Origin of the sequence: Streptomyces sp. GMY02, assembly GCF_019056675.1 — a bacterium.
Taxonomy (GTDB): domain Bacteria; phylum Actinomycetota; class Actinomycetes; order Streptomycetales; family Streptomycetaceae; genus Streptomyces; species Streptomyces odonnellii.
The window spans coordinates 6468855-6491881 of sequence record NZ_CP077658.1 but is presented as its reverse complement, the minus strand read 5'-3'; the positions used below and the strand labels follow the sequence as shown (position 1 = coordinate 6491881).

Genomic DNA, 23027 nt, shown 5'->3' with positions numbered 1-23027 from the left:
ACGGCGGGCGCCTGGGCCGTGTCTGCCACATCCCGTCTGGCGCGCGACGCCTGGCACGCACGCTCGCGGCGTTGTCGGAGTCGCCCGAGTACGTCCAGTACGCGGGCGATCCTCCGCCTTGCGATCGCACGCACCAGCCGCCGCCCGCCCCGCCCTGCGGGCGGACGACGCTATGTGCCAGACACGGCCCAGGGGTCCGGGGACTTCAGGCCGTGTGTGCTCGGGTTTCCGACGGTGTGTGCCCGGGCGTTCGGCGGTGTGCGTCCGGGTTCCCGGCTGTGCGCGTCCGGGTTTCCGACCGTGCGTGTCCGGGTTTCCGGCTGTGGGCCCGGGGCCGGCCGGGCCTCAGGCCTTGGGGCCGGCGATCAGCTTGCCGCCCTCGATGGTGACCGGGACCTTCGGAAGGGGTACGGTCGCCGGGCCGTGGACCGCCTCGCCGGTGGTGACATCGAATTTGCTGCCGTGGCAGGGGCAGTCACCGACCGTGCCCTCCAGCTTCTCCAGGAGGCAGCCCGCGTGGGTGCACTGCGCGCTGAACGCCCGGTACTCGTCCGGCGCCGGGCGGCTCACCACCAGCCGCTGCTCCCGGTAGAGCTTGGCCCCGCCGACCGGCACCTCGTCCGCCGCGCCGAGCCCGACGGGCTCGCTGGGCGTGGGGTCCTCGGCATGCCCGAGCTTGGACTCGGTGGAACACGCCGCCAGCCCGGCCCCGGCCGCCCCGGCGAGCGCGACCCCCTTCAGTACGGTACGACGAGGCGCGGACGGGCCGGTCATGGTGTCTCCCCAGGTCAGGGCGGATCAAAGACATACCCGACACTACCCGCCCGCTTTCGGCGCCCGCCCGGGGGCCGCCCCCGGGCGGGTGGCCGCCGCCCCGGGGCGGGTAGCCGTACGGCTGTCCCTCGAAGCGATCAGGCGACAGCCGGACGGGACAGCCGCCGGATCGGGGTCGGGCCGGGACAGCCGGGCCGGACGCGACAGCCGTGTCAGGCGCCGCGCGAGGACGCGGTGGTCTTCTTCGCCGCCGTCTTCTTCGCCGCCGTCTTCCGGGCCGCGGTCTTCTTCAGCGGTGCCGCGTCGCTGATCCGGTCCGCGTCCAGGATCTCCCGCAGGAACTTTCCGGTGTGGCTGGCCGGGACTCCCGCCACCTGCTCCGGTGTGCCTTCCGCGATCACCAGGCCGCCGCCGTTGCCGCCTTCGGGTCCCATGTCGATCACCCAGTCCGCGGTCTTGATCACATCGAGGTTGTGCTCGATGACGATCACCGTGTTGCCCTTCTCGACCAGACCCGACAGAACGGTGATCAGCTTGCTGATGTCCTCGAAGTGCAGACCGGTCGTGGGCTCGTCCAGGACATAGACCGTACGGCCCGTGGAGCGCTTCTGGAGTTCGCTGGACAGCTTCACACGCTGGGCCTCACCGCCCGAGAGGGTCGGCGCGGACTGGCCGAGCCGTACATAACCGAGGCCGACCTCGTTGAGCGTCCGCAGGTGACGCGAGATCGTCGGGACGGCCTCGAAGAAGTCGAGGGCCTCCTCGATCGGCATGTCCAGCACCTCGGCGATGGACTTGCCCTTGTAGTGCACCTCCAGGGTCTCCCTGTTGTACCGCGCCCCGTGGCAGACCTCGCACGGCACATAGACGTCCGGCAGGAAGTTCATCTCGATCTTGATCGTGCCGTCGCCCGCGCAGTTCTCGCACCGGCCGCCCTTGACATTGAAGGAGAACCGTCCCGGGAGATAACCGCGGACCTTGGCCTCCATCGTCTCCGCGAAGAGCTTCCGGACATGGTCGAACACCCCGGTGTACGTGGCCGGGTTGGACCGGGGCGTACGGCCGATGGGCGACTGGTCGACATGGACCACCTTGTCCACCAGGTCGTCCCCGGCGACCCGGGTGTGCCGGCCCGGCACCGACTTCGCGCCGTTCAGCTCGCGCGCGAGATGGGTGTAGAGGATGTCGTTGACCAGTGTCGACTTGCCGGAGCCCGAGACACCGGTGATCGCCGTGAACACGCCCAGCGGGAACGACACATCGATGTCCCGCAGATTGTTCTCCCGCGCTCCGTGCACGGTCAGCCTGCGCTCCGGATCGACCGGCCTGCGGATGACCGGGGTCGGGATGGACCTCTTGCCGGCCAGATACTGGCCGGTCATCGACTCCTTGTTGGCCAGCAGCCCCTTCAGCGGCCCGGAGTGCACCACCTTGCCGCCGTGCTCGCCCGCGCCGGGGCCGATGTCGACCACCCAGTCGGCCACCTTGATGGTGTCCTCGTCGTGCTCCACGACGATCAGGGTGTTGCCCATGTCCCGGAGCCGGACCAGGGTCTCGATGAGCCGGTGGTTGTCCCGCTGGTGCAGCCCGATGGACGGCTCGTCCAGCACATAGAGCACCCCGACCAGCCCCGAGCCGATCTGGGTCGCGAGCCGGATACGCTGCGCCTCGCCGCCGGAGAGGGTGCCTGCCGCGCGGTTGAGCGAGAGATAGTCCAGGCCGACGTCGACCAGGAACCTCAGCCGTTCGTTGACCTCCTTGAGCACCCGCTCGGCGATCTTCTTGTCCCGGGCGTTCAGCGTGAGCCGGCCGAGGAACTCCGCGCAGTCGCTGATCGAGAGCGCCGAGACCTCCGCGATGGACTTGTCCATGACCGTGACCGCGAGCACGATCGGCTTGAGCCGCGTGCCCTCACAGGTCGGGCAGGGCACCTCGCGCATATAGCCCTCGAAGCGCTCCCTGCTGGAGTCGCTCTCGGCCTCGGTGTGCCGCCGCTTCACAAAGGAGACGGCACCTTCGAAGGCGGGGGTCGTATAGGCGCGCTCCCGCCCGTACCTGTTCCGGTAGCGGACCTCGACCTGGGTCTTGTGCCCGTACAGCAGGGCCTTCTTGGCCCGCTGCGGCAGTCCGGCCCAGGGGATGTCCGTACGGAACCCGAGGGCCTGGGCGAGGCCGCCGATCAGCCGGCCGAAGTACTCCTTGGTGTGGCCGTGCGACCAGGGGTGGATCGCGCCCTCGTCGAGCGACCGCTCCTCGTCCGGGACGACCAGCTCCGGGTCGACCTCCATGCGCGTACCGATACCGGTGCAGTCGGGGCAGGCGCCGAAGGGCGAGTTGAAGGAGAAGGAGCGGGGCTCCAGCTCCTCGAAGGAGAGGTCGTCGTACGGGCAGTAGAGATGCTCCGAGTACATCCGCTCGCGCTCGGGGTCGTCCTCGGGGAGGTCGACGAAGTCGAGCACGACCATGCCGCCGGAGAGTCCGAGCGCGGTCTCGACCGAGTCGGTCAGCCGGCGCTTGGCGCTGTCCTTCACCGTGAGACGGTCGACGACCACCTCGATGGTGTGCTTCTCCTGCTTCTTGAGCGTGGGCGGCTCGGTGAGCTGGACGGTCTGCCCGTCGACCCTGGCCCGGCTGTACCCCTTGGTCTGGAGGTCGGCGAAGAGATCGACGAACTCGCCCTTGCGCTCGCGCACCAGCGGGGACAGGACCTGGAAACGGCTGCCCTCCGGCAGTTCGAGCACCCGGTCCACGATGGCCTGCGGCGACTGGCGGGAGATCGGCCGGCCGCACTGGGGGCAGTGCGGCTTGCCGATCCGGGCGAACAGCAGCCGGAGGTAGTCGTAGACCTCGGTGATCGTGCCGACCGTCGAGCGCGGGTTGCGCGAGGTCGACTTCTGGTCGATGGAGACGGCCGGGGAGAGCCCTTCGATGAAGTCGACATCCGGCTTGTCCATCTGGCCGAGGAACTGCCGGGCGTACGAGGAGAGCGACTCCACGTACCGTCGCTGGCCCTCGGCGAAGATCGTGTCGAACGCGAGGGAGGACTTGCCCGACCCGGAGAGCCCGGTGAAGACGATGAGGGAGTCACGGGGGAGGTCGAGCGACACGTTCTTGAGATTGTGCTCGCGCGCGCCACGGACGATGAGACGGTCGGCCACGCCGGTCCGCACCTTTCTTATGAGAAGCAGGGGCGGAGCCCCCTTCCCAGACTATGGGGGTCGCCAGAGCGATGGTTGCCAACAGGTGGATCGCCCGGCGCGGAAGCGCCGGACTCGGAATTGCCTACATGCCAGGATGCCTCTCCCGAGCCTATAGCACGCGCATTCGATTTTTGGACGGGCCGGATCCGCTTCACCCGATCGAGTGGCAGGGCTATCGTCTGCGCCATGATCGACCACATGCGGGATCTGGCATGCGTCACCGAAGCCACCGAGCTGCTCCTGGGCGCCGCCGCGGCACTGGACCCCGCGGGCCTCGCCGCGCCGTCCCGCCTCCCCGGCTGGAGCCGGGGGCATGTCCTGGCCCATCTCGCCCGGAACGCGGACGCCTTGGTCAATGTTCTCGAAGGGCGGCCCATGTACGTGGACGCGGCCACCCGCGACGCGGACATCGAGCGGGACGCGCCCCGCCCCCTCGGTGTACAGCTCGCCGATGTACGTAACACCGCCGCGCGCTTCCTGCATTCCGCTTCCGTGCCCGCGGACTGGAACCGGACCGTCGAGCTGCGCAACGGTGTGACGGACGCGGCGGCCCGGATTCCGTTCCGGCGGCTGATCGAGGTGGAGCTGCACCATGTCGATCTCGGTCTCGGCCGCGATCTGGAGGACCTGTCCGAGGAGTTCGTGGCCCGCGAGATCGACTTCCTGGCGCAGCGCTTCTCCGGGACCCCCTCGGTCCCGCCGCTGACCCTCAAGGCGTCCGACGGCCGCACCTGGCGCACGGGCGCGGCGGAGGGCGACCCGCTGCCGGTGACCGGTCCCGCCGCGGACCTGATGGGCTGGCTCGCGGGCCGCCGCGACGGGGCCTCCCTGGAGTTCTCCGGCGGCCCCCTGCCCGTACTGCCTCCGCTATAGGCTGATCCTTATGACGTACAGCGGAGCGGTGAAGGTCGGCGGGCCGGCGGATGTGCATGAGCTGACCGCCCTGATGATCTCCAAGGTCGCCGTCGGGCCGATGGAAAACAATGCCTATCTGCTGCGCTGCCGGGCGACCGGCGAGCAGCTTCTGATCGACGCGGCCAATGACGCCGCGACCCTGCTGACGCTGATCGGCGACGACGGCATCGCGTCCGTGGTCACCACGCACCGGCACGGCGACCACTGGCAGGCGCTCGCCGAGGTCGTGGGGGCCACCGGTGCCCGTACGTACGCGGGCCGGTACGACGCCGAGGGCATTCCCGTACCGACCGATGTGCTCGTCGAGGACGGGGACACCGTCCGGGTCGGGGAGATCGGGCTGACCGCACTGCACCTGGTGGGCCACACCCCGGGCTCCATCGCGCTGGTCTACGACGACCCGCACGGCCACCCGCACGTGTTCACGGGTGACTGCCTCTTCCCCGGCGGCCCCGGCAGGACGACGGAGCCGGCGGACTTCACCAGCCTGATGGACGGCCTGGAAGCCAAGATCTTCGGCCCGCTGCCCGACGAGACCTGGATCTACCCGGGCCACGGAAACGACACCACCCTCGGCGCCGAACGCCCGCACCTCCCGGCCTGGCGCGCCCGCGGCTGGTGACCCACCCGGCAGTACCCCGGTGACATCCGGCGCCGCCCGGCCGATAAACCAGTCGAAGACGGCAGGGCGGCGTCCCTACCCTCGGTCCATGCCGAGTCCCGTACGCCCGCTGTACCCGTCCAAGCCCCGTCCCGGCGACCGGATCGCTGTGATCTCGCCGTCCTCCGGACTGCCCGGGCAGTTTCCCCTTCCGTACGAGCTGGGACTCGACCGGCTGCGGAAGGACTTCGGGCTGGTGCCCGTCGAGTATCCGACGACCCGGAAGACGGACTCGACGCCCCGGGAGCGGGCCGACGACATCCACGCGGCCTTCGCGGATCCGACGGTGAAGGCCGTGATGGCGAGCATCGGCGGGGACGACCAGATCACCGTACTGCCGCTGCTGGACCGGGAGTTGATCCGGGCCAACCCCAAGCCCTTCTTCGGCTTCAGCGACAACACCAATCTGCTGGCGTATCTGTGGAACACCGGGATCGTCGGCTACCACGGCGCGAGCGTGATGTGCGAGCTGGGCCGGCCGGGGGCAATGGATCCGCTGACAGCCGAGTCGCTGCGGGCCGCGCTCTTCGCCTCGGGGCCGTACGAGCTGCGCCCCGCCGAGCGGTTCCGCGACAGGGACGTCGACTGGGCGGACGCGGCGGCCCTGGCGGTCGAACCGGAGACCCGGCCGGGCGGCGGCTGGAGCTGGCACGGCCCCGAACGGGTCGTGGAGGGCCGTAGCTGGGGCGGCAATCTGGAGATTCTCTCCTGGCTGCTGATGGCGGACCGGGAGATCCGGGGCGATCTCTCCGTGTACGACGGCTGTGTGCTGGTGCTGGAGACCTCGGAGGACATGCCGGCCGCCGACGAGGTGTTCCGGATCCTGCGCAGCATGGGCGAGCGCGGGCTGCTGCGGCGCTTTCCCGCGCTTCTGATGGGACGGCCCAAGACCTGGTCGTTCGCCCGCCCCAACAGCCCCGAGGAAGCGGCCCGGTACGCGCGGGAGCAGCGGGCTGCCGTCCTGCGCGCACTCGCGGCGTACGCGCCGGAGACACTCGCCGTCTTCGATGTGGACTTCGGGCACACCGATCCGCAACTGGTGATCCCTTACGGCGGCCAGGTACGGGTGGACGGACGCGGGCGGCGTATCGGCGTCACCTACTGAGCGTGCTGTCCGCGCTGTCGGTGCCGCCGGTGCTGCCGCTGCTGTCGGTGTCGGCGTTGCCCTGCGCGCCGGTCCCGGTGTCCGTGGCGGCCGTGGCGGCCAGTGCCTCGCGTTCCGCCTGCTTCCTGGAGGCGATCAGGCTGGTGATCGTGGTGACGATCAGGACACCGCAGATGACCGCGAGCGAGACCGGTATGGAGATCTCGGGGACATGCACCCCGGTCTCGTGCAGCGCGTGCAGCACCAGCTTCACACCGATGAAGCCCAGGATCACCGACAGACCGTAGCTGAGGTGCACCAGCTTCTTCAGCAGGCCGCCGATGAGGAAGTAGAGCTGCCGCAGACCCATCAGCGCGAAGGCGTTGGCGGTGAAAACGATGTACGGGTCCTGGGTCAGCCCGAAGATCGCGGGTATGGAGTCCAGCGCGAACAGCACATCGGTGGTGCCGATGGCCAGCATGACCACCATCAGCGGGGTCAGCACCCGCTTGCCGTTGTTCCTGATGAACAGCTTGGTGCCGTGGTACTTGTCGGCAACTCCGAACCGCTTCTCGATGGACTTCAGCAGACGGTTCTCCTCGAACTCCTCTTCCTCCTCACCCGAGCGCGCCTCCTGGATCAGCTTCCAGGCGGTGTAGATCAGGAACGCGCCGAAGATGAAGAAGACCCACGAGAAGCTGGCGATGATCGCGGCGCCCGCGGCGATGAAGACCGCGCGCAGGACCAGGGCGATCAGCACACCTATCAGCAGCACGCGCTGCTGGAGATGCGAGGGCACCGAGAACTTCGCCATGATCAGGACGAAGACGAAGAGGTTGTCGACGCTGAGCGACTTCTCGGTGATGAAGCCCGCGAAGAACTCGCCGGACGCCTGCCCCGTACCGAACAGCATCAGGCCGAGGCCGAACAGCACGGCGAGGGCGATCCAGACGACCGTCCAGATACCGGCTTCCTTGACCGACACGTCATGGGGTTTGCGCCCGATGAAGAAGTCGACCGCGATCAGGGCGGACAGACCAAGGATGGTCAGCGCCCACAGGGTCAGGGATACGTCCACTGTGCCTCCGGCTTCGTACGGCTACTGATCAGCGTCGTCGCTGCCGGAGGTCTCCTCCACCCGGACGGCGTCACCGCTGCCGGGCCGGCGCCCCGGGACCGATTGCGGTCCGTATTGACGGGTACGCCGCGAGATGGGAGTACTCCCCTCCGTTCCAAAAGAGAGTACAGGAAAGACCAAAGAAAGGTAAAGAGCAAGGTCAACGGGCGTTGACTGTGCTGATCAGCGGCGCCAGGAGCGACGGGCCGCGGCCACCTGTTCCAGCACCTGGAACAGCACCCGGCTGCCCGGCGGGACGGCGGGAGGCTCGTACGTCCAGGCGTGCCCCACCCACGGGTCGGCCAGATGGTCGTCGGGCACCGGGGTGATCCGGAGCAGGGACCGCCAGAGCGGGTCCAGCACCGGCCCGTACGCGCTGGCGTCCTCGCGGTCCGCGACCATCAGCAGATGCACGCCGACCGCCGGGCCCTCGTCGGCGAGATAGCGGAGCTGGGTCACCGCCCGGTCGTCGAAGCCGTGCGGGAAGTCATTGACGATCAGAAGCTGCTCGGCGGTGTCCAGACCGGGCGGCAGCGACTCCGCGGCCCCGCCGCGCACCGCCATCTGCACCAGATCCACCCGCTGGGTGAGCTTGCCGAGGACCGACGCCACCCCGGCGGCACCGGCCGCGGGCGGCGCCGCGAGGGCGCCCGAGGCGGTCAGCGGGGCCAGCGAACGCGTCGCGGAACCGGCCGGGTCGATGACATGGACCGTGAACTCGCCGGGCGGATACACGGCAAGGAGCCGCCCCGCGTGTGCGACCGCGGTGTCCATGGCGAGCCCGCGGAGCTGGGCCTCGTCCATCATCAGGGCGGCCTCGGAACCGGACCGGCCGCTGTCCACCCAGAGCCCGCGCTCCAGCGGCAGCCGCACCAGCATCGGGATCCGCAGATCGGCCCGCTCGGGAAGATGGACATCGCCGAGGCGCAGCGCCATCGGGATCTCCATGGGGACCCGGTAGGCGTGCCAGACGGGGTTGTCCCAGCGGGCGTACGCGGCGGGCAGGGCGGGCTCGACGACCTCGGACTCGGCGACGAGCTGGGCGAGATCGCGGTCGAGGACCTCGCGGGCCTGGGCGGCGAGCTGGTCGTGCTTGGCGCGGGCCGCTTCCCGAGCCGCGTCGCCCGCGCCGCCGATCCGGCTGCGGGGGTCGGACAGGACGCGGTCCAGCTCCTGGTCCATCCGGGACTCGGCGAAGTCCATGGCGCTGCGGTACGAGGCGACGGCGCGGGCCAGGTCCTCGAACATGCCCCAGACCTGGTTGTAGAGCCGCTCGTCCATGGACCAGCCCGTGGCGTCGCCCGCGACCGGGCGGGGCGGGCGGCCGGGCTCGGCGGGCGGAGCGGCCGGGGGCGGCGTCGGGGGCGCGGAGGTCCGCCGCCCCGGATGTGTGTAGTTGACCGCGCCGCCGGTGCCGCCGGAGCCTCCCGCCGCGGGCGTTCCGCCCGTACCGGGCCCCGGGGTGCCGGCCGGCTGCGGTACGGCGTCGGGCGCGGGCTGCGGCGCGGGGGCCAGTGGCTGGGGGACCGTGGCGCCGCTCTGGGCGGCCGGGCCCGGTGCGGTGGCCGGGCCGGGCGCCGCCGACGAGGGCAGCCCCTCGGACCTGATCCGTACCCCGTCCTGCGTACTGGGCCGCGGTATCTGCACCGTGCTGGCGAGGTGCCGGGCCACCGCCTCCTGGATGCCGGCGGCGAAGGCACGGGCCTGGGTCAGGCCGTGGTCGCCGAACAGCTCCGCGAGCCCTCCCGCGTACCCCTGGCCGACGGCGCGGACCTTCCAGGCGCCCTGGCGGCGGTACAGCTCCAACGCGACCACGGCGGACTCGGCGTCCAGGCCGGTCAGGGTGAAGCTGGCGATCTCGGTGCCATCAGTGGAGGTGACGGAGGCGAAGGGGGCCGCAGTGGCGCCGAAACGGTCGGGGCCGCCCGCTCCCTCCGGCAGGGCGAGCAGCACCCGCACGAGATGCGCCTGCGCGGGCACGGCCTCCAGGTCGACATGGAAGCGCAGCCCGGCGGCGGCCTGACGTGACACCTCCACGCCCGGGAGGGTGGGCGAGCCGGGGTGGGCGATCCACTCGGTGCCGCGCACGGTGCCCTGGGCGTCGGCGAGCGTGGCACAGGCCATGACCGGTGCGCCGGCCGTCACCCGGATCTCCAGGCGGGTGTGGGGCAGGGGGTGGTTCTGCCCCCGGACCAGCTCGGCCGTCATCGCCTCTGTCCCCTCGTCAGTTGTACGTCGTTGTCCGGCTACGGAGTTGTCCGGCTACGGATGTGGATGTCGTGTCGGGATGGTGCTCTGCGGATGTGCGCGTGTACCGGCGTACGGCAGCCGTGCAGCTCCCGGCGATCCGACGTCCGGGAGCTGCGCGTGTTGTGCGGTGCGTCCTACAGATGCGGCAGGATCGACGGCATCAGGTCCTGGAACGTACGGCCGTTGGCCGGAGTGCCCAGCGCCGTCATCTGCCAGCCCCCGCCCGCACGGTGCACCTTCGCCATGATCTGCGCGGTGTACTGGCCGCCGCCGTCGAGCGTGTACCGCGCCAGCTCCTGGCCGTTGGTCTCGTCGACGATGCGGCAGAAGGCGTTCTGCACCTCCTGGAACGTCTGGCCGGTGAAGGAGTTCACCGTGAAGACGATCTGGTCGATATGGACCGGCACCCGCTGGAGGTCGACGAGGATCGACTCGTCGTCCCCGCCCTGCCCCGCGCCGCCGACCAGATTGTCGCCGGTGTGCCTCACCGAGCCGTCGTCGCTGACGAGATGGCGGAAGAAGACCACGTCGACCGGCTGCTTGTCGGCGAACAGCACCGCCGACGCGTCCAGGTCGATCTCACGGGTGCGGGAGCCGAACAGGCCCCGGCGCGGCGCGGCCTGCCAGCCGAGCCCCATACGCACCGCGGTCAGGCTGCCGCCGCCCTTCTTCTCCAGGCTGATGGCCTGTCCCTTGGTCAGATTGACGCCAGGACCCCCGGGCGCACTGCCCTTGGATACGTCCACCACGCGCTGTCCCCTCTCGATGGTTCCCCCGCAACCGTCCGTGCGGTTGCGCAGCACCCTACGCAGTCACGCGGGCGGTGCAGGAGGCTTGGACCGTTTTTGTGTCGGTCTTGCAACACACCATGTTCTCCTGGATGTCAGGCCAGCCCCGCTTCCCTCATCTGCCGCAACTCCTTCTTCAGTTCACTCACTTCGTCGCGGAGCCGCGCGGCGACCTCGAACTGCAACTCGGCCGCGGCCGCCCGCATCCGGTCGGTCATCTCCTCGATGATTCCGGCCAGTTCGGCCGCGGGACGGTCGCTGAGCACCGCCGTCCCGGCGCCCGCCCCGGCCCGCTTCGCGGCCTTCGTACCGAGCGTGGGCACGGCGGCCTTGGGCGCCCTGCCGTCCTTGGCGCCGCCGGCCTTGCGGTACCCCGTGCCGAGCAGCGCCTCGGTGTCGACCTCCTCGCGCGCGATGGTCGCGACGATGTCGTTGATCTTCTTGCGGAGCGGCTGGGGGTCGATGCCGCGGGCGGTGTTGTACGCGATCTGCTTCTCCCGGCGGCGGTTGGTCTCGTCGATCGCCTTCTCCATGGCCGGGGTGATCTTGTCCGCGTACATATGGACCTGGCCCGAGACATTGCGCGCGGCCCGGCCGATGGTCTGGATCAGCGAGGTGCCGGAGCGCAGGAAGCCCTCCTTGTCGGCGTCGAGGATCGCCACCAGGGAGACCTCGGGCAGGTCGAGGCCCTCACGGAGCAGGTTGATGCCGACGAGGACGTCGTACTCCCCGGCGCGCAGCTCGCGCAGCAGCTCGACCCTGCGCAGGGTGTCGACGTCGCTGTGCAGATACCGCACCTGGATGCCCAGCTCCAGGAAGTAGTCGGTGAGGTCCTCGGCCATCTTCTTGGTGAGCGTGGTCACCAGGACCCGCTCGTCCTTGGCGGTCCGCTCGCGGATCTCGTGCACAAGATCGTCGATCTGCCCCTCGGTGGGCTTGACGACGACCTCCGGGTCGACCAGGCCGGTGGGACGGATGATCTGCTCCACGAAGCCGTCGGAGCGCGACATCTCGTAGGTGCCGGGCGTGGCGGAGAGATAGACGGCCTGGCCGATCCGCTGCTGGAACTCCTCCCACTTCAGGGGCCGGTTGTCGAGCGCGGAGGGCAGCCGGAAGCCGTGGTCGACGAGGGTCCGCTTGCGGGACGCGTCCCCCTCGTACATCGCGCCGATCTGCGGGACGGTGACATGCGACTCGTCGATGACCAGCAGGAAGTCCTCGGGGAAGTAGTCGAGGAGGGTGTTGGGCGCGGTGCCCGGCGACCGGTCGTCGAAGTGCATCGAGTAGTTCTCGATGCCGGAGCAGGAGCCGATCTGACGCATCATCTCGATGTCGTACGTCGTGCGCATGCGCAGTCGCTGGGACTCCAGCAGCTTGCCCTGCTTGTCCAGCTCGGCGAGGCGCTCCTCCAGCTCCCGCTCGATGCCGTTGACCGCCTTCTCCATCCGCTCGGGGCCGGCCACATAATGGCTCGCGGGGAAGATGTACAGCTCGCGGTCGTCGCTGATGACCTCGCCGGTGAGCGGGTGGAGCGTCGAGAGGGCCTCGATCTCGTCGCCGAACATCTCGATGCGGACGGCCAGCTCCTCGTAGACCGGGAAGATCTCGATGGTGTCGCCCCGGACCCGGAAGGTGCCGCGCGCGAACGCCACGTCGTTGCGCGTGTACTGGATCTCGACGAAACGGCGCAGGAGCTGGTCCCGGTCGATCTCGGTGCCGACCTTGAGGGGCACCATCCGGTCCACGTACTCCTGGGGCGTACCGAGGCCGTAGATGCAGGAGACCGAGGCGACCACGATCACATCGCGGCGGGTCAGCAGCGAGTTGGTCGCGGAGTGGCGCAGCCGCTCGACCTCCTCGTTGATGGAGGAGTCCTTCTCGATATAGGTGTCCGACTGCGGGACGTACGCCTCGGGCTGGTAGTAGTCGTAATACGAGACGAAGTACTCGACGGCGTTGTTGGGCAGCAGCTCGCGGAACTCGTTCGCGAGCTGGGCGGCGAGCGTCTTGTTCGGCGCCATCACCAGCGTGGGCCGCTGGAGGCGCTCGATCATCCAGGCGGTGGTCGCCGACTTGCCCGTGCCGGTCGCGCCCAGCAGGACGACGTCCTTCTCGCCGGCGCGGACACGCCGCTCAAGGTCGGCGATGGCCGTCGGCTGGTCGCCGCTGGGCTGGTAGGGACTGACGACCTCAAAGGGCGCCACCGTACGTTCGATGCTGGAAACGGGCCGCATGGAACCACCGTACGACCCACCACTGACAGCCGGGCGGTGAGCGGCCCCGGATCACCGGACCGGCACCGTCGGTCACCAGTCGTGGAGGTCCTGCGGGCCGCTGCGCGGGGCCCTGGCGGCGGTCCGGCCGGCCGTCTCGCGGCTGTCCTCCTCTCGGCGCGCCGCGCGGGCGCGGGAGCGCTGGGCGGGCACGCCGACCCGTCCGCACAGCCCCGCCACGGGCCCCGCGGCCCCGTCCCGGTCGCGCCCGCCCGCCACCATGAGCGGGTCGACGAGCAGCGCCACCCCCGCGAGCAGCAGGAAGACCGCGGGTCCGATCAGCATCGGTACGAGCAGTTCGACGGCGGGGGCGCCGCCCGGGGCCGAGGTGACCCCGTCGAGATGCACCTCGACACCGGCCATCGCGGTGTAGTGCATTCCGGTCGACGCGACACCCATCACCAGACTGGCGGCCAGACTGGCCGGAAATCCCCGGTGTGCGACGACCACCCAGAGCCCGGCCGTGGACGCGGCGACGGCGATCAGGACCGAGAGCGCGACCGTCCCGATGTCGTACGCGACGCGTCCGTGCAGCCGGATGCCGTCCATGCCGAGGTAGTGCATGGTGGCGATGCCCAGGCCGGTGACCGTACCGCCGGTGACCAGGGCCATCCGTGTGGAGCGGCGGTATCCCACGATGAAGATCCCGGTGCCGACCATCACGATCCCGACGGCCAGGCTGGCGAAGGTCGTGAGCCGGTCGTAGCCGATGGGCACCTCGGTGACGGCGAAGCCCAGCATGGCGATGAAGTGCATCGTCCAGATGCCGGAGCCGATCGAGGCCGCGCCGAGCGCCAGGCCGCCGGGCTTCCAGGGGCGCCGGGTACGCAGCGATCTCGCGGTGCAGCGCAGGCCGAGCGCGGCCCCGAGACAGGCCATGAGAAAGGCCGCCACGGGGGTGACGAGGCCGTAGCTGAATCCTTCGACGGTGCCCTGCATAGCGGTGTGCCCTTCGCCCCTCGGCGTCCTATACGGAAGCGCTGGTTCGGGGCGAGAGTAGGACGGCCGCGCCGGTAATCAAACAGGCACCTGGCGATTTGTCGATATGAAGGCGATATGAAGCCGACATGCGGCGACACGGAGCGGGACGGGTGCCCGATGCGGTATGTCTCCTCCGAGGTGTGGCCGCATCGAGGCGCATGGCGTATCGCTTCATGTTGTGGTCGGCCTCCGCCCGCCCCATGTTGGCCGGAGGCTGTCATCCTCGGGGCCGACCGTCCCCCCACGACGCGAGGAGTCCACGTGTACGCGCGTACTTCGACGACAACGGCCACCGCACTGCTGGGAGTCACCCTGATGCTGCCGGGCGCCGCCACGGCGTCCGCCGCTCCGGCCGCCGCCACCGCCGTCTCCGTTTCCGTCTCCGCCGCCGCGAGCGGCGGTCCGCTCGTCATCGCCCACCGGGGCGCCTCCGCGTACGCGCCGGAGAACACCCTGGCGGCCGTCGAGCGGGCCGGTGAACTGGGTATCGACTGGGTGGAGAACGACGTGCAGCGGGCCAAGGACGGCACGCTGGTCGTGATCCACGACGACACCCTCGGACGCACCACGAACGTGGAGCAGGTCTTCCCGGGCAGGGCGCCGTGGAGGGTCAAGGACTTCACCGGCGCCGAGATCGCCCGGCTCGACGCGGGAAGCTGGTTCGGGGCGCGCTGGGCGGGCGAGCGCGTGCCGACGCTGAAGCAGTACCTGGACGCCGTCGAGGCCAACAGCCAGAAGCTGCTGCTGGAGATCAAGGCGCCCGAGCAGTACCCGGGCATCGAGCAGGACATCCTGCGGGTGCTCGACCAGGAGGGCTGGCTGGACACCGCCCATGTCCAGGACAAGCTGGTCATCCAGAGCTTCAGCGCGGACAGCGTCCGTGCGGTGCACCAGCGGCGGCCCGACATCACGACGGGCTTCCTCGGCACCCCGGCCGTGGCCGAGCTGCCCGCGTACGCCGCCTTCACCGACCAGATCAACCCGTCGTACACCTCGCTCACGGCCGGCTGGGTGGCCGCGGTGCACCGGCTCAAGGGCCCGCAGGGCAAGCCGCTCACGGTCAGTACCTGGACGGTGAACAACGCGGCGGGCGCGGTGCGCGTCAGGGACCTCGGCGTGGACGGGATCATCACCAACAACCCGGACGTCGTGCGGGACGCGGTGGGCTGAGCCCGCGCCCCGGTCCCGGCGAGCGGCCCCGCCGGCCGGGGCCGGGGCCCGTTGTCAGTGGCGGACCGTACGGTGGTCGGCATGAACAACTACGGGCAGTCGCCGCTGGAGTGGACGGTCGTGGGCAGCGACATCGGGCCGCTGCTGCTGGCCGCGACCGGGCAGGGCCTGGTGAGTGTGGTCTTCCATGCCGAGGGGCCGGTACGGGAGAAGGCGCTGGAGCGGCTCAGGAGCCGGTTCGGGACCGAGCCGGCCGAATCGGCGTCGGGTCTGCTGGCCGGGCCGATACGCGCGCTGAGGGCGTATTTCGCTGGCGAGCTGCGGGAGTTCGCGCTGCCGCTGGACTGGTCGCTGTCCGGGGGCTTCAACCGGCAGGTGCTGCGTGAGCTGGCCACGGGCGTCCCGTACGGCGCGGTGGTGGGGTACGGGGAGCTGGCCCGGCGGGTGGGCCGCCCGGAGGCGGCCCAGGCGGTCGGCGTCGCGATGGGGTCCAATCCACTGCCGGTAGTGGTGCCGTGCCACCGGGTGGTGGAGAGCGACGGCGGGATAGGCGGTTTCGGCGGCGGTCTGGAGACGAAGAGGCGGCTGCTGGCCCTGGAGGGGGTGCTCCCGGCGCCGCTGTTCTGAACCTGTTCCGGACGCGCGGAGGCGGTGTCGTTCGAGCTCACGGAACCCATAAGGATGACCGGATTGGTGCGCTATACCGCCACTTGTCCGGTTCTGCCGCCGGGCTTAGGCTGATTTGTGGAGCACCACCGCGCGTACAGCCCGGCGGACATGTGCGCGGGGCGCACGTACGTCCGGCCCGCAGCCCGAGCGGTAGCCGGCTCCATGACCCGCGCACGGGCCGAGTCATCCGCTGGACACGTAGAGCCGGAAGGGACGGCGAGTCAGCATGACCGGAGGAAACAAGGCGGTCGCATACATCAAGCCGGGTGAGGTCGAAGTCAGGACGACCGACTATCCCAAGCTGGAACTTGAGGAAGGGCCGGGAGTACCCCGGGCGAATGTCGGCCGGAAGTGCAGGCACGGCGTCATACTCAAGGTCCTCGCCACCAACATATGCGGCAGCGACCAGCACATGGTACGAGGCCGTACGACGGCGCCCGAAGGTCTGATCCTCGGGCACGAGATCACCGGTGAGGTCGTCGAGAAGGGGCCCGATGTCGAGTTCATCGACGTCGGCGACATAGTGTCGGTCCCCTTCAACATCGCCTGCGGGCGCTGCCGGAACTGCAAGGAGCGCAAGACCGGAATCTGTCTGAACGTCAACCCCGAACGGCCGGGCGCGGCATACGGCTATGTCGACATGGGCGGCTGGGTCGGCGGGCAGGCGGAGTACGTCATGGTGCCGTACGCGGACTTCAACCTGCTCCGGTTCTCCGACCGGGACGCGGCACGGGAGAAGCTCCTCGACCTGACGATGCTCTCGGACATCTTCCCGACGGGCTACCACGGTGTGGTGAGCTCGGGCGCGGAGGTCGGTTCCTCGGTGTACATCGCGGGCGCGGGCCCGGTGGGCCTGGCGGCGGCAGCAGCGGCACAACTCCTCGGCGCGGGGGTCGTCATCGTCGGCGACCTCAACACCCAGCGGCTGGACCAGGCCCGTAGCTTCGGCTGCGAGACCGTCGACCTGACCCTGGGGTCGCTGGAGGACCACATAGCCCAGATCCTCGGGGTGCCCGAGGTGGACGCGGCGGTCGACGCGGTCGGCTTTGAAGCGCGCGCCCACGGCAAGGACACCGACGAGGCTCCGGCAACCGTGCTCAACTCCCTGATGGACATCGTGAGGGCGGGCGGCAAGCTCGGCATCCCCGGGCTGTATGTCACCGAGGACCCCCGCGGTGTCGACCAGGACGCCAAGAGCGGCACGCTGAAGGTACGGCTGGGGCTCGGCTGGGCGAAGAGCCATGAGTTCACCACGGGTCAGTGCCCGGTGATGAAGTACCACCGGGGCCTGTCGGAGGCGATCCTGCACGACAAGGTGCATATCGCGAAGGCGGTCAACGCCACGGTGATCTCGCTGGACGACGCCCCGCGCGGCTACGCGGAGTTCGACCAGGGAGCGAGCCGGAAGTACGTGCTCAATCCGCACGGCGCGCTGGACACGGCGAAGGCGGCCTGACCGTTCGCGCCGTTCGCGGCCGGACCTGACCGTCCCGCGCGGATCCGATTGTTCGCCGACCGGCGCCCCGCCGGTCGGCGAGCGATGTCGGCGGGGTTCGGTGAAGGGCGTGCGCAGTCCGGCGAACGCAGTGTGCGGTTCGGCGAATGACGTGCGCGGGGCCCCGACGACGTTTGCGGGCGCCCCGGATGTGTCATGGATGTGGACATGCCAGACACCACTTCGCAGCCGTCCCCCGAAGTGCGGGACGCGCTCGCCGCGGGCCGTCCCGTGGTCGCCCTGGAGTCGACGATCATCGCGCACGGACTGCCGCGCCCGCGCAATCTGGCGGTCGCGGAGGAGCTGGAAGAGCTGGTGCGGTCCGGCGGCGCCGTGCCCGCGACCGTGGCCGTACTGGACGGACGGCCCCATGTGGGCCTGGTCAAGGACCAGTTGGAGCGGGTGGCCCAGGACGAGTCCATACGGAAACTGGGGCACCGTGATCTGGCGCCCGCGATCGCGGCGGGCGCGAGCGGCGCGACGACCGTGTCCGCCACGGCCTTCCTCGCCGCGCGGGCCGGGATCCGGGTCTTCGCGACGGGCGGCCTGGGCGGGGTCCACCGCGGCTGGACCGAGACCCAGGACGAGTCGGCCGATCTGGCGCTGCTGGCCAGGACGCGGATGACGGTCGTGTGCGCGGGCGTCAAGTCGATCCTGGACGTGCCGGCGACGCTCCAGCGTCTGGAGACACTCGGCGTGACCGTCCTGGGCTATGGGACGGAACGTTTCCCCGGTTTCTATCTGGCCTCTTCCGGTGAGCCGGTCGACTGGACGGTCCGCACCCCCGAGGAGGTCGCGGCCGTGATGCGCGCCCAGGACACGATCGGCGGCCCGGAGTCGGCGCTGATCGTCGCCAATCCCGTACCGGAGTCGGAGCAGCTCGATCCCGCGCTGCACGACCGGGTGCTGGCGGAGGCGCTCACCGAGTGCCGGGAGCGCGGGATCGGCGGCCAGGCTGTCACACCGTTCCTGCTGGACCAGCTCATGCGCGGGACCGGAGGCGCCTCGCTGGAGGCCAATCTCGCGGCGGTGCGCGGCAACGTACGGCTCGCGGCGCGCATCGCCGTAGCGCGGACCGCCGCCCGGTGAGCCATGGCGCCCTGCCTCGGGGCGGCGTGCCCGGCCAGGGCCTGGTGGTGATCGGGGACGTGGTCACGGATGTGGTGGCGCGTTACCGTACGGCGCTCGCGCACGGTACGGACACGGCCGCCGAGATCCGTACGCTGGCGGGCGGCGCCGGAGCGAACGCGGCGTGCTGGGCCGCCCGCACCGGGTGCGCGGACGTACGGCTGCTGGCGCGGGTCGGCGCGGACGCCCATGACTGGCACGAGGAGCGGCTGCGCCGGGCGGGGGTACGGGCACGGCTGGTCATCGACGAGCAGGTGCCGACGGCCACGGTGATCTGCCTGGTCGACGCGTCGGCCGAGCGCACGCTGCTCACCGACAGCGGCGCGGCACTGTGCCTGTCCCCCGCCGACTGGTCACCGTCGCTGCTCGACGGGGCGGGCCGGCTGCATCTCTCCGGCTATCTCTTCTTCACCGAGGTGAGCCGTCGGCTGGCCGAGACCGCGATGGGGTCGGCGCTGGAGCGGGGGATTCCGGTGAGCGTGGATCCGGCCTCGGCCGGCTTCCTCAGGGGGCTGGGCGCGGAACGCTTTCTGGCGGCGGTGGCGGGAGTCGAGACCCTGCTCCCCAACGCCGACGAGGCCAAGCTCCTCACCGGTCTCACGGATCCGGCGGACGCCGCGGCCGAGCTGAGCAGGCGGGTACCGGTGGCGGTGGTGACGCTGGGCGCGGACGGCGCGCTGGTGGCGGAGGCGGGCGCCGTGCGCGCCCGCGTACCGCCGGTCCAAGCGCACGCCGTGGACTCGACGGGCGCGGGCGATGCCTTCACCGGCGCGTTCCTGGCGGCCCGGCTGGCGGGCGCGGACCCGGTGGAAGCCGCGGCGGCGGGGTGCCGGGCGGGCGCCGAAGCGGTGGCGACGGTGGGCGGGCGCCCGGTGTACGAGGGGTAGGCGTGTTTCAGAGGTGCCGTGGCCGACCGGCAGGCGTGGCACGGCTTGCCGGGCCTGCCGGTCGGACCGGACCCCGTCGGACCGGACCCCGTCGGACCGGACCCCGTCGGACCGGACGTCGAACCGCACGCGGTCAGGCCAGTCCGCCCCAGGCCGGGTGCCGCGGATCGTCGGCCCGTACGACCACATCGGCGGCCGCGGCCGGGTCCACCTCCGCCTCGTACCGCTCGAAGGCGGGCAGCGTCCAGAGTTCGCCCCCGTCGGTACGGCGCCGGAGCGCACCCGGCGACAGCCGCAGATGGACGGTGAGGTCGAACGGGAACCAGTGCCCCAGCAGCAGCGGGCCGTGCAGCACCAGCACACCGCCGAGCGCGAGTTCGCGGTGCGGGCTGCGGGTCGCCCGGTCGGTCACCGGATTCCAGAGGTCGGGCAGCACGCGCCCGCTGCCGCCCGGTTCCAGGGGCCCGAAGACCTCCCGCCAGAGCGCGCCGGTGTCGAACCAGCCGCTGTAGTACGCCTCGGGGTCCTCGCGCCCGTACTCGTACCGAAGCGAGGCCGGGCGCAGGAATCCGTCCGTCCCGACGACCAGCACCGACCGGCCGCGCAGCCGCAGTGCCGCAGCGAGCGCCTCGGCCGGCGCGGCGGTCCCGGCGGCCGGCGCCCCGTCGATGGCGACGCGCAGCCAGGGGCCGCCGTCGGCGGGGCTGGTGTCCAGCAGCCGTTCGGCGAGGGCTTCGGTCAGCCGGTCCCACGTGATCGCTTCGAGTCGCACCCGTTCATCATCGTTCAGGCACACGGCACAAAAGAACGGACGGCATACAGGAACGCAGGGCCCACGGATACGCACGGCCCGCGAGAAGCCGAGGACGACCGAACCGTACACACCCCGGTCCGGCCTTTGCGACGCACTTCTGACACCCCGTCAGATTCCGAGGCGGTCAGAAGCCCATCACCGGAAGGCTCTGCTCCGCCCAGATCGTCTTTCCGCCGACCCCCTGGCGCGTACCCCAGCCCTGGGTGAGCTGTGCCACCAGCAGCAGACCGCGCCCTCCCTCGTCGAAGACGCGCGCCCGGCGCAGATGCGGGGCGGTGTTGCTGCCGTCGGAGACCTCGCAGATCAGGGTGCGGTCATGGATGAGACGGAGCTGAATCGGCGCCTGGGCGTACCGGATGGCGTTGGTGACCAGTTCGCTGACCACCAGTTCCGTGGTGAAAACGGCCTCTTCCAGGCCCCAGTCGGTGAGCTGCGCCGTGACATCGCCACGGGCCCGGCCCACGACGGCGGGGTCGCAGGACAGGTCCCAGGTGACCACCTGGCTGGCGTCGAGCGCGCGGGAACGGGCGAGGAGCAGGGCCACGTCGTCGGCGGGATGATCGGGGAGCAGCGCCCGGAACACGGCGGTGCAGGTGTCGGCCAGGGGCGCGGCGGGCTGGGCCAGCGCCTCGGCCAGCATGGCGAACGTCTCGTCGACACCGCGCTCGCGCGATTCGATCAGACCGTTGGTGTAGAGGGCGAGCACGCTGCCCTCCGCCAGTTCCACATCGACGGATTCGAAGGGCAGATTGCCCAGGCCGAGCGGCGGGCCCGCGGGCAGCTCAAGGAATTCGACGGACCCGTCGGGACGGACGACCGCGGGCGGGGGGTGTCCGGCACGGGCCAGGGAACAGCGCCGGGAGACCGGATCGTAGATCGCATACAAGCATGTCGCCCCCACATCGCCGGGGGTTTCCGGTGTGCTGCCCGCGCTCTGCCCGCTCGCCGCTTCGGCGGCGAGATGGTTGACGAGGTCGTCGAGATGGGTGAGCAGTTCGTCGGGCGGCAGATCGACATCCGCCAGGGTGCGCACCGCGGTCCGCAGCCGCCCCATCGTGGCCGACGCCTGGAGCCCGTGGCCGACGACATCGCCCACGACCAGGGCGACCCGGGAGCTGGACAGCGGGATCACATCGAACCAGTCGCCGCCGACCCCGGCCCTGGTGTCGGCGGGGAGATAGCGGAAGGCGACCTCGGCCGCCGCGTTCTCGGGCAGCTTCCTCGGCAGCAGGCTGCGCTGGAGGGTCAGCGCCGTCTCGCGTTCGTGGGTGAAACGGCGGGCGTTGTCGATACAAACGGCGGCCCTCGCCGTGATGTCCTCGGCGAGGAGCAGATCCTCCTGTTCGAACGGGTCGGGCCGCCGGTGACGGGCGAAGTTCGCGACACCGAGCGTGGTGCCCCGGGCGCGCAGTGGTACGGAGATGATCGAGTGGAAGCCGAAATCACGGACCGAGGCGGCCCGGGCGGGGATCTCCCACCGGTTGTCGGAGGGGTCGGAGGGGTCCGTCACCCGGTTCAGGATCGCCCGCGAGGTGATGAGGCTCTCGGCCGCAGGTGAGTAGCCGGAGAAGACGGCCATGTCGCCCACCGCGTACACGGCCTCGGGGTTGCCTTCGTAGATGGACCGGCAGGCGGCCCTGCGCAGCTCGATCCGGCCGGACATGGGCCCGGGGGGCGGCTCTCCGCCCTCGCTGACCGGTGGCAGCAGGTCGACCGTCACGAAGTCGGCGAAGACCGGGACGGACACATCGGCGAGTTCCTGTGCGGTGCGGGCGATGTCGAGGGTGCTGCCGATACGGACGGTGGCGTCGTTGACCAGGAGCAGCCGCTGCCGGGCCAGATGCTGTGCGGTCACATCATGTGTGGCGATGATGACGCCCCGCACCTGGCCGTCGTGGTCCCAGATCGGGGAGATGGAGACCGACCAGGCGAGTTCGTGGTCATGGCCCACCATGCGGTGGGAGAAGGCGAGCCGCCGCGACACCCCGGTCTCCAGGGCCAGCCGCATCTCGCGCTCGGTGTCCTCGGTCTCGGGGCCGGGCACGATCTCGGGCAGCCGGAGCCCGCGGACATCGCCCTCCGAGAGGCCGAGCACCTTCTCCATGTCGTCGCTCAGGCACCGCAGCCGCAGATGCGTGTCGTAGATGGCCATATTGCACGGGGACTGGTTGAAGGACTGCTCGATCAGCTCGTCGTCCTCGGCGGAGGGCGCGGTGCGGGCGAGGGGGAGACGAGCAGCCATTCCAGACCGGGAGCGGGATCCGCGTCATCGGCGGGCTCCCCGGCAGCCGGTTCTCCGGCGGGGGACTCTCCGGCAGCGGCTCGCCCGTCGGAGGGGGCGTGCTGCCCCGTGTGCGGGGGGTCGTTGTCCGGGGCCCCGAGGTGCGCCAGGAGCCGTACGTCCATGGGGGCGCCGCTCCGGTGCACCAGCGTGACCGTACCGTGCCACCTGCTCGGATTCCGGTGGTTCCGCTGCGCTTCCGCGCTCGCCCGGGCGGCCGACTCCGCGACCTCCGCGTCGGCGAGGAGCTCGGCCACGGACCGTCCCACGATCTCCGGGGCGCGGTATCCGAGCAGCCTGCGGGCGCCCTCGTTCCACCCCGTCACCACACCTCGGGAGTCGACGGTGGCCCTGGCCGTGAACTCCTCGTCAACGGAGACATTCGACCGGACGGACCCGTTCCCATTCGCGGTGTCCGGTCGAATCATTGCCGCTCATCTCACCTTCCGGCCATCAGTGGACACTCACCCCTTCAGTATGGCATCGAGTGACAAATACGCCTTTTACCTTTATTTGCATTAAGAACGCATCAAAGAGGGC

18 protein-coding genes are annotated in these 23027 nt (G+C 70.6%); 8 read left to right on the top strand and 10 right to left on the bottom strand.

Annotated features, from left to right (window positions below; all coding sequences use genetic code 11):
* Positions 1-345: 345 nt before the first annotated feature.
* Entirely contained in the window at positions 346-774 is a 429-nt protein-coding gene (locus tag KQY30_RS27655) for a Rieske (2Fe-2S) protein (protein WP_046495589.1), read from the bottom strand.
* 212 nt (positions 775-986) lie between these two features.
* Positions 987-3932 (bottom strand): excinuclease ABC subunit UvrA, encoded by a 2946-nt coding sequence (uvrA, locus tag KQY30_RS27650; protein ID WP_217309174.1) that lies wholly within the window; start codon positions 3930-3932, stop codon positions 987-989.
* 228 nt (positions 3933-4160) lie between these two features.
* On the opposite strand from uvrA, the gene KQY30_RS27645 reads away from it, so the two are divergent.
* The 3 genes from KQY30_RS27645 (at position 4161) to KQY30_RS27635 (ending at position 6655) form a co-directional block, all read left to right on the top strand.
* Complete coding sequence (locus tag KQY30_RS27645; protein WP_217309173.1) at positions 4161-4847, top strand: maleylpyruvate isomerase family mycothiol-dependent enzyme; 687 nt, start codon at positions 4161-4163, stop codon at positions 4845-4847.
* A 10-nt stretch (positions 4848-4857) separates the two neighbouring features.
* Positions 4858-5511, top strand: coding sequence for an MBL fold metallo-hydrolase (locus KQY30_RS27640; RefSeq protein ID WP_217309172.1), 654 nt, complete (start codon positions 4858-4860; stop codon positions 5509-5511).
* 88 nt (positions 5512-5599) lie between these two features.
* Entirely contained in the window at positions 5600-6655 is a 1056-nt protein-coding gene (locus KQY30_RS27635) for a S66 peptidase family protein (protein ID WP_217309171.1), read from the top strand.
* On the opposite strand, the gene KQY30_RS27630 is transcribed toward KQY30_RS27635, so the two are convergent.
* From KQY30_RS27630 to KQY30_RS27610, 5 genes are all read right to left on the bottom strand, one after another.
* The gene (locus tag KQY30_RS27630; RefSeq protein ID WP_254407351.1) at positions 6645-7712 is read right to left on the bottom strand and encodes a TerC family protein; all 1068 of its coding nucleotides are present in this window, start codon (positions 7710-7712) and stop codon (positions 6645-6647) included. The genes KQY30_RS27635 and KQY30_RS27630 overlap by 11 nt on opposite strands.
* Before the next feature lie 222 nt (positions 7713-7934).
* Complete coding sequence (locus KQY30_RS27625) at positions 7935-9959, bottom strand: TerD family protein (RefSeq protein WP_217309170.1); 2025 nt, start codon at positions 9957-9959, stop codon at positions 7935-7937.
* 176 nt (positions 9960-10135) lie between these two features.
* The gene (locus KQY30_RS27620) at positions 10136-10702 is read right to left on the bottom strand and encodes a TerD family protein (RefSeq protein ID WP_217311361.1); all 567 of its coding nucleotides are present in this window, start codon (positions 10700-10702) and stop codon (positions 10136-10138) included.
* A gap of 182 nt (positions 10703-10884) precedes the next feature.
* A complete protein-coding gene (gene uvrB / locus KQY30_RS27615; protein ID WP_217309169.1) occupies positions 10885-13023 on the bottom strand; it encodes an excinuclease ABC subunit UvrB in 2139 nt (712 codons plus the stop codon).
* A gap of 72 nt (positions 13024-13095) precedes the next feature.
* Positions 13096-14001 carry an MHYT domain-containing protein gene (locus tag KQY30_RS27610; RefSeq protein ID WP_217309168.1) on the bottom strand — a complete coding sequence of 302 codons (906 nt, stop codon included), beginning with the start codon at positions 13999-14001 and terminating at the stop codon, positions 13096-13098.
* A 303-nt stretch (positions 14002-14304) separates the two neighbouring features.
* Between KQY30_RS27610 and KQY30_RS27605 the strand changes: the two genes are divergently transcribed.
* The 5 genes from KQY30_RS27605 to KQY30_RS27585 all read left to right on the top strand — a co-directional run bounded on the left by KQY30_RS27605 (position 14305) and on the right by KQY30_RS27585 (position 19392).
* Positions 14305-15213 carry a glycerophosphodiester phosphodiesterase family protein gene (locus KQY30_RS27605; RefSeq protein WP_254407350.1) on the top strand — a complete coding sequence of 303 codons (909 nt, stop codon included), beginning with the start codon at positions 14305-14307 and terminating at the stop codon, positions 15211-15213.
* Between the two features lie 81 nt (positions 15214-15294).
* Positions 15295-15840, top strand: a complete 546-nt coding sequence (locus KQY30_RS27600) for a methylated-DNA--[protein]-cysteine S-methyltransferase (RefSeq protein WP_217309167.1) — start codon at positions 15295-15297, stop codon at positions 15838-15840.
* Positions 15841-16108: 268 nt separating this feature from the next.
* Complete coding sequence (fdhA, locus tag KQY30_RS27595; RefSeq protein ID WP_217309166.1) at positions 16109-17338, top strand: formaldehyde dehydrogenase, glutathione-independent; 1230 nt, start codon at positions 16109-16111, stop codon at positions 17336-17338.
* A 207-nt stretch (positions 17339-17545) separates the two neighbouring features.
* On the top strand, positions 17546-18466 hold the full coding sequence (locus KQY30_RS27590) for a pseudouridine-5'-phosphate glycosidase (RefSeq protein ID WP_217309165.1): 921 nt from the start codon (positions 17546-17548) through the stop codon (positions 18464-18466).
* Positions 18463-19392: a carbohydrate kinase family protein gene (locus KQY30_RS27585; protein ID WP_254407349.1), complete on the top strand. Its 930-nt coding sequence runs from the start codon at positions 18463-18465 to the stop codon at positions 19390-19392. The genes KQY30_RS27590 and KQY30_RS27585 overlap by 4 nt, the downstream gene beginning before the upstream one ends.
* A gap of 133 nt (positions 19393-19525) precedes the next feature.
* On the opposite strand, the gene KQY30_RS27580 is transcribed toward KQY30_RS27585, so the two are convergent.
* The 3 genes from KQY30_RS27580 to KQY30_RS27570 form a co-directional block, all read right to left on the bottom strand.
* A complete protein-coding gene (locus tag KQY30_RS27580) occupies positions 19526-20164 on the bottom strand; it encodes a uridine kinase (RefSeq protein ID WP_217309164.1) in 639 nt (212 codons plus the stop codon).
* Positions 20165-20330: 166 nt separating this feature from the next.
* Complete coding sequence (locus tag KQY30_RS27575) at positions 20331-22448, bottom strand: SpoIIE family protein phosphatase (protein WP_217309163.1); 2118 nt, start codon at positions 22446-22448, stop codon at positions 20331-20333.
* Entirely contained in the window at positions 22391-22915 is a 525-nt protein-coding gene (locus KQY30_RS27570) for a PAS domain-containing protein (protein WP_217309162.1), read from the bottom strand. The genes KQY30_RS27575 and KQY30_RS27570 overlap by 58 nt, the downstream gene beginning before the upstream one ends.
* Positions 22916-23027: the final 112 nt, after the last annotated feature.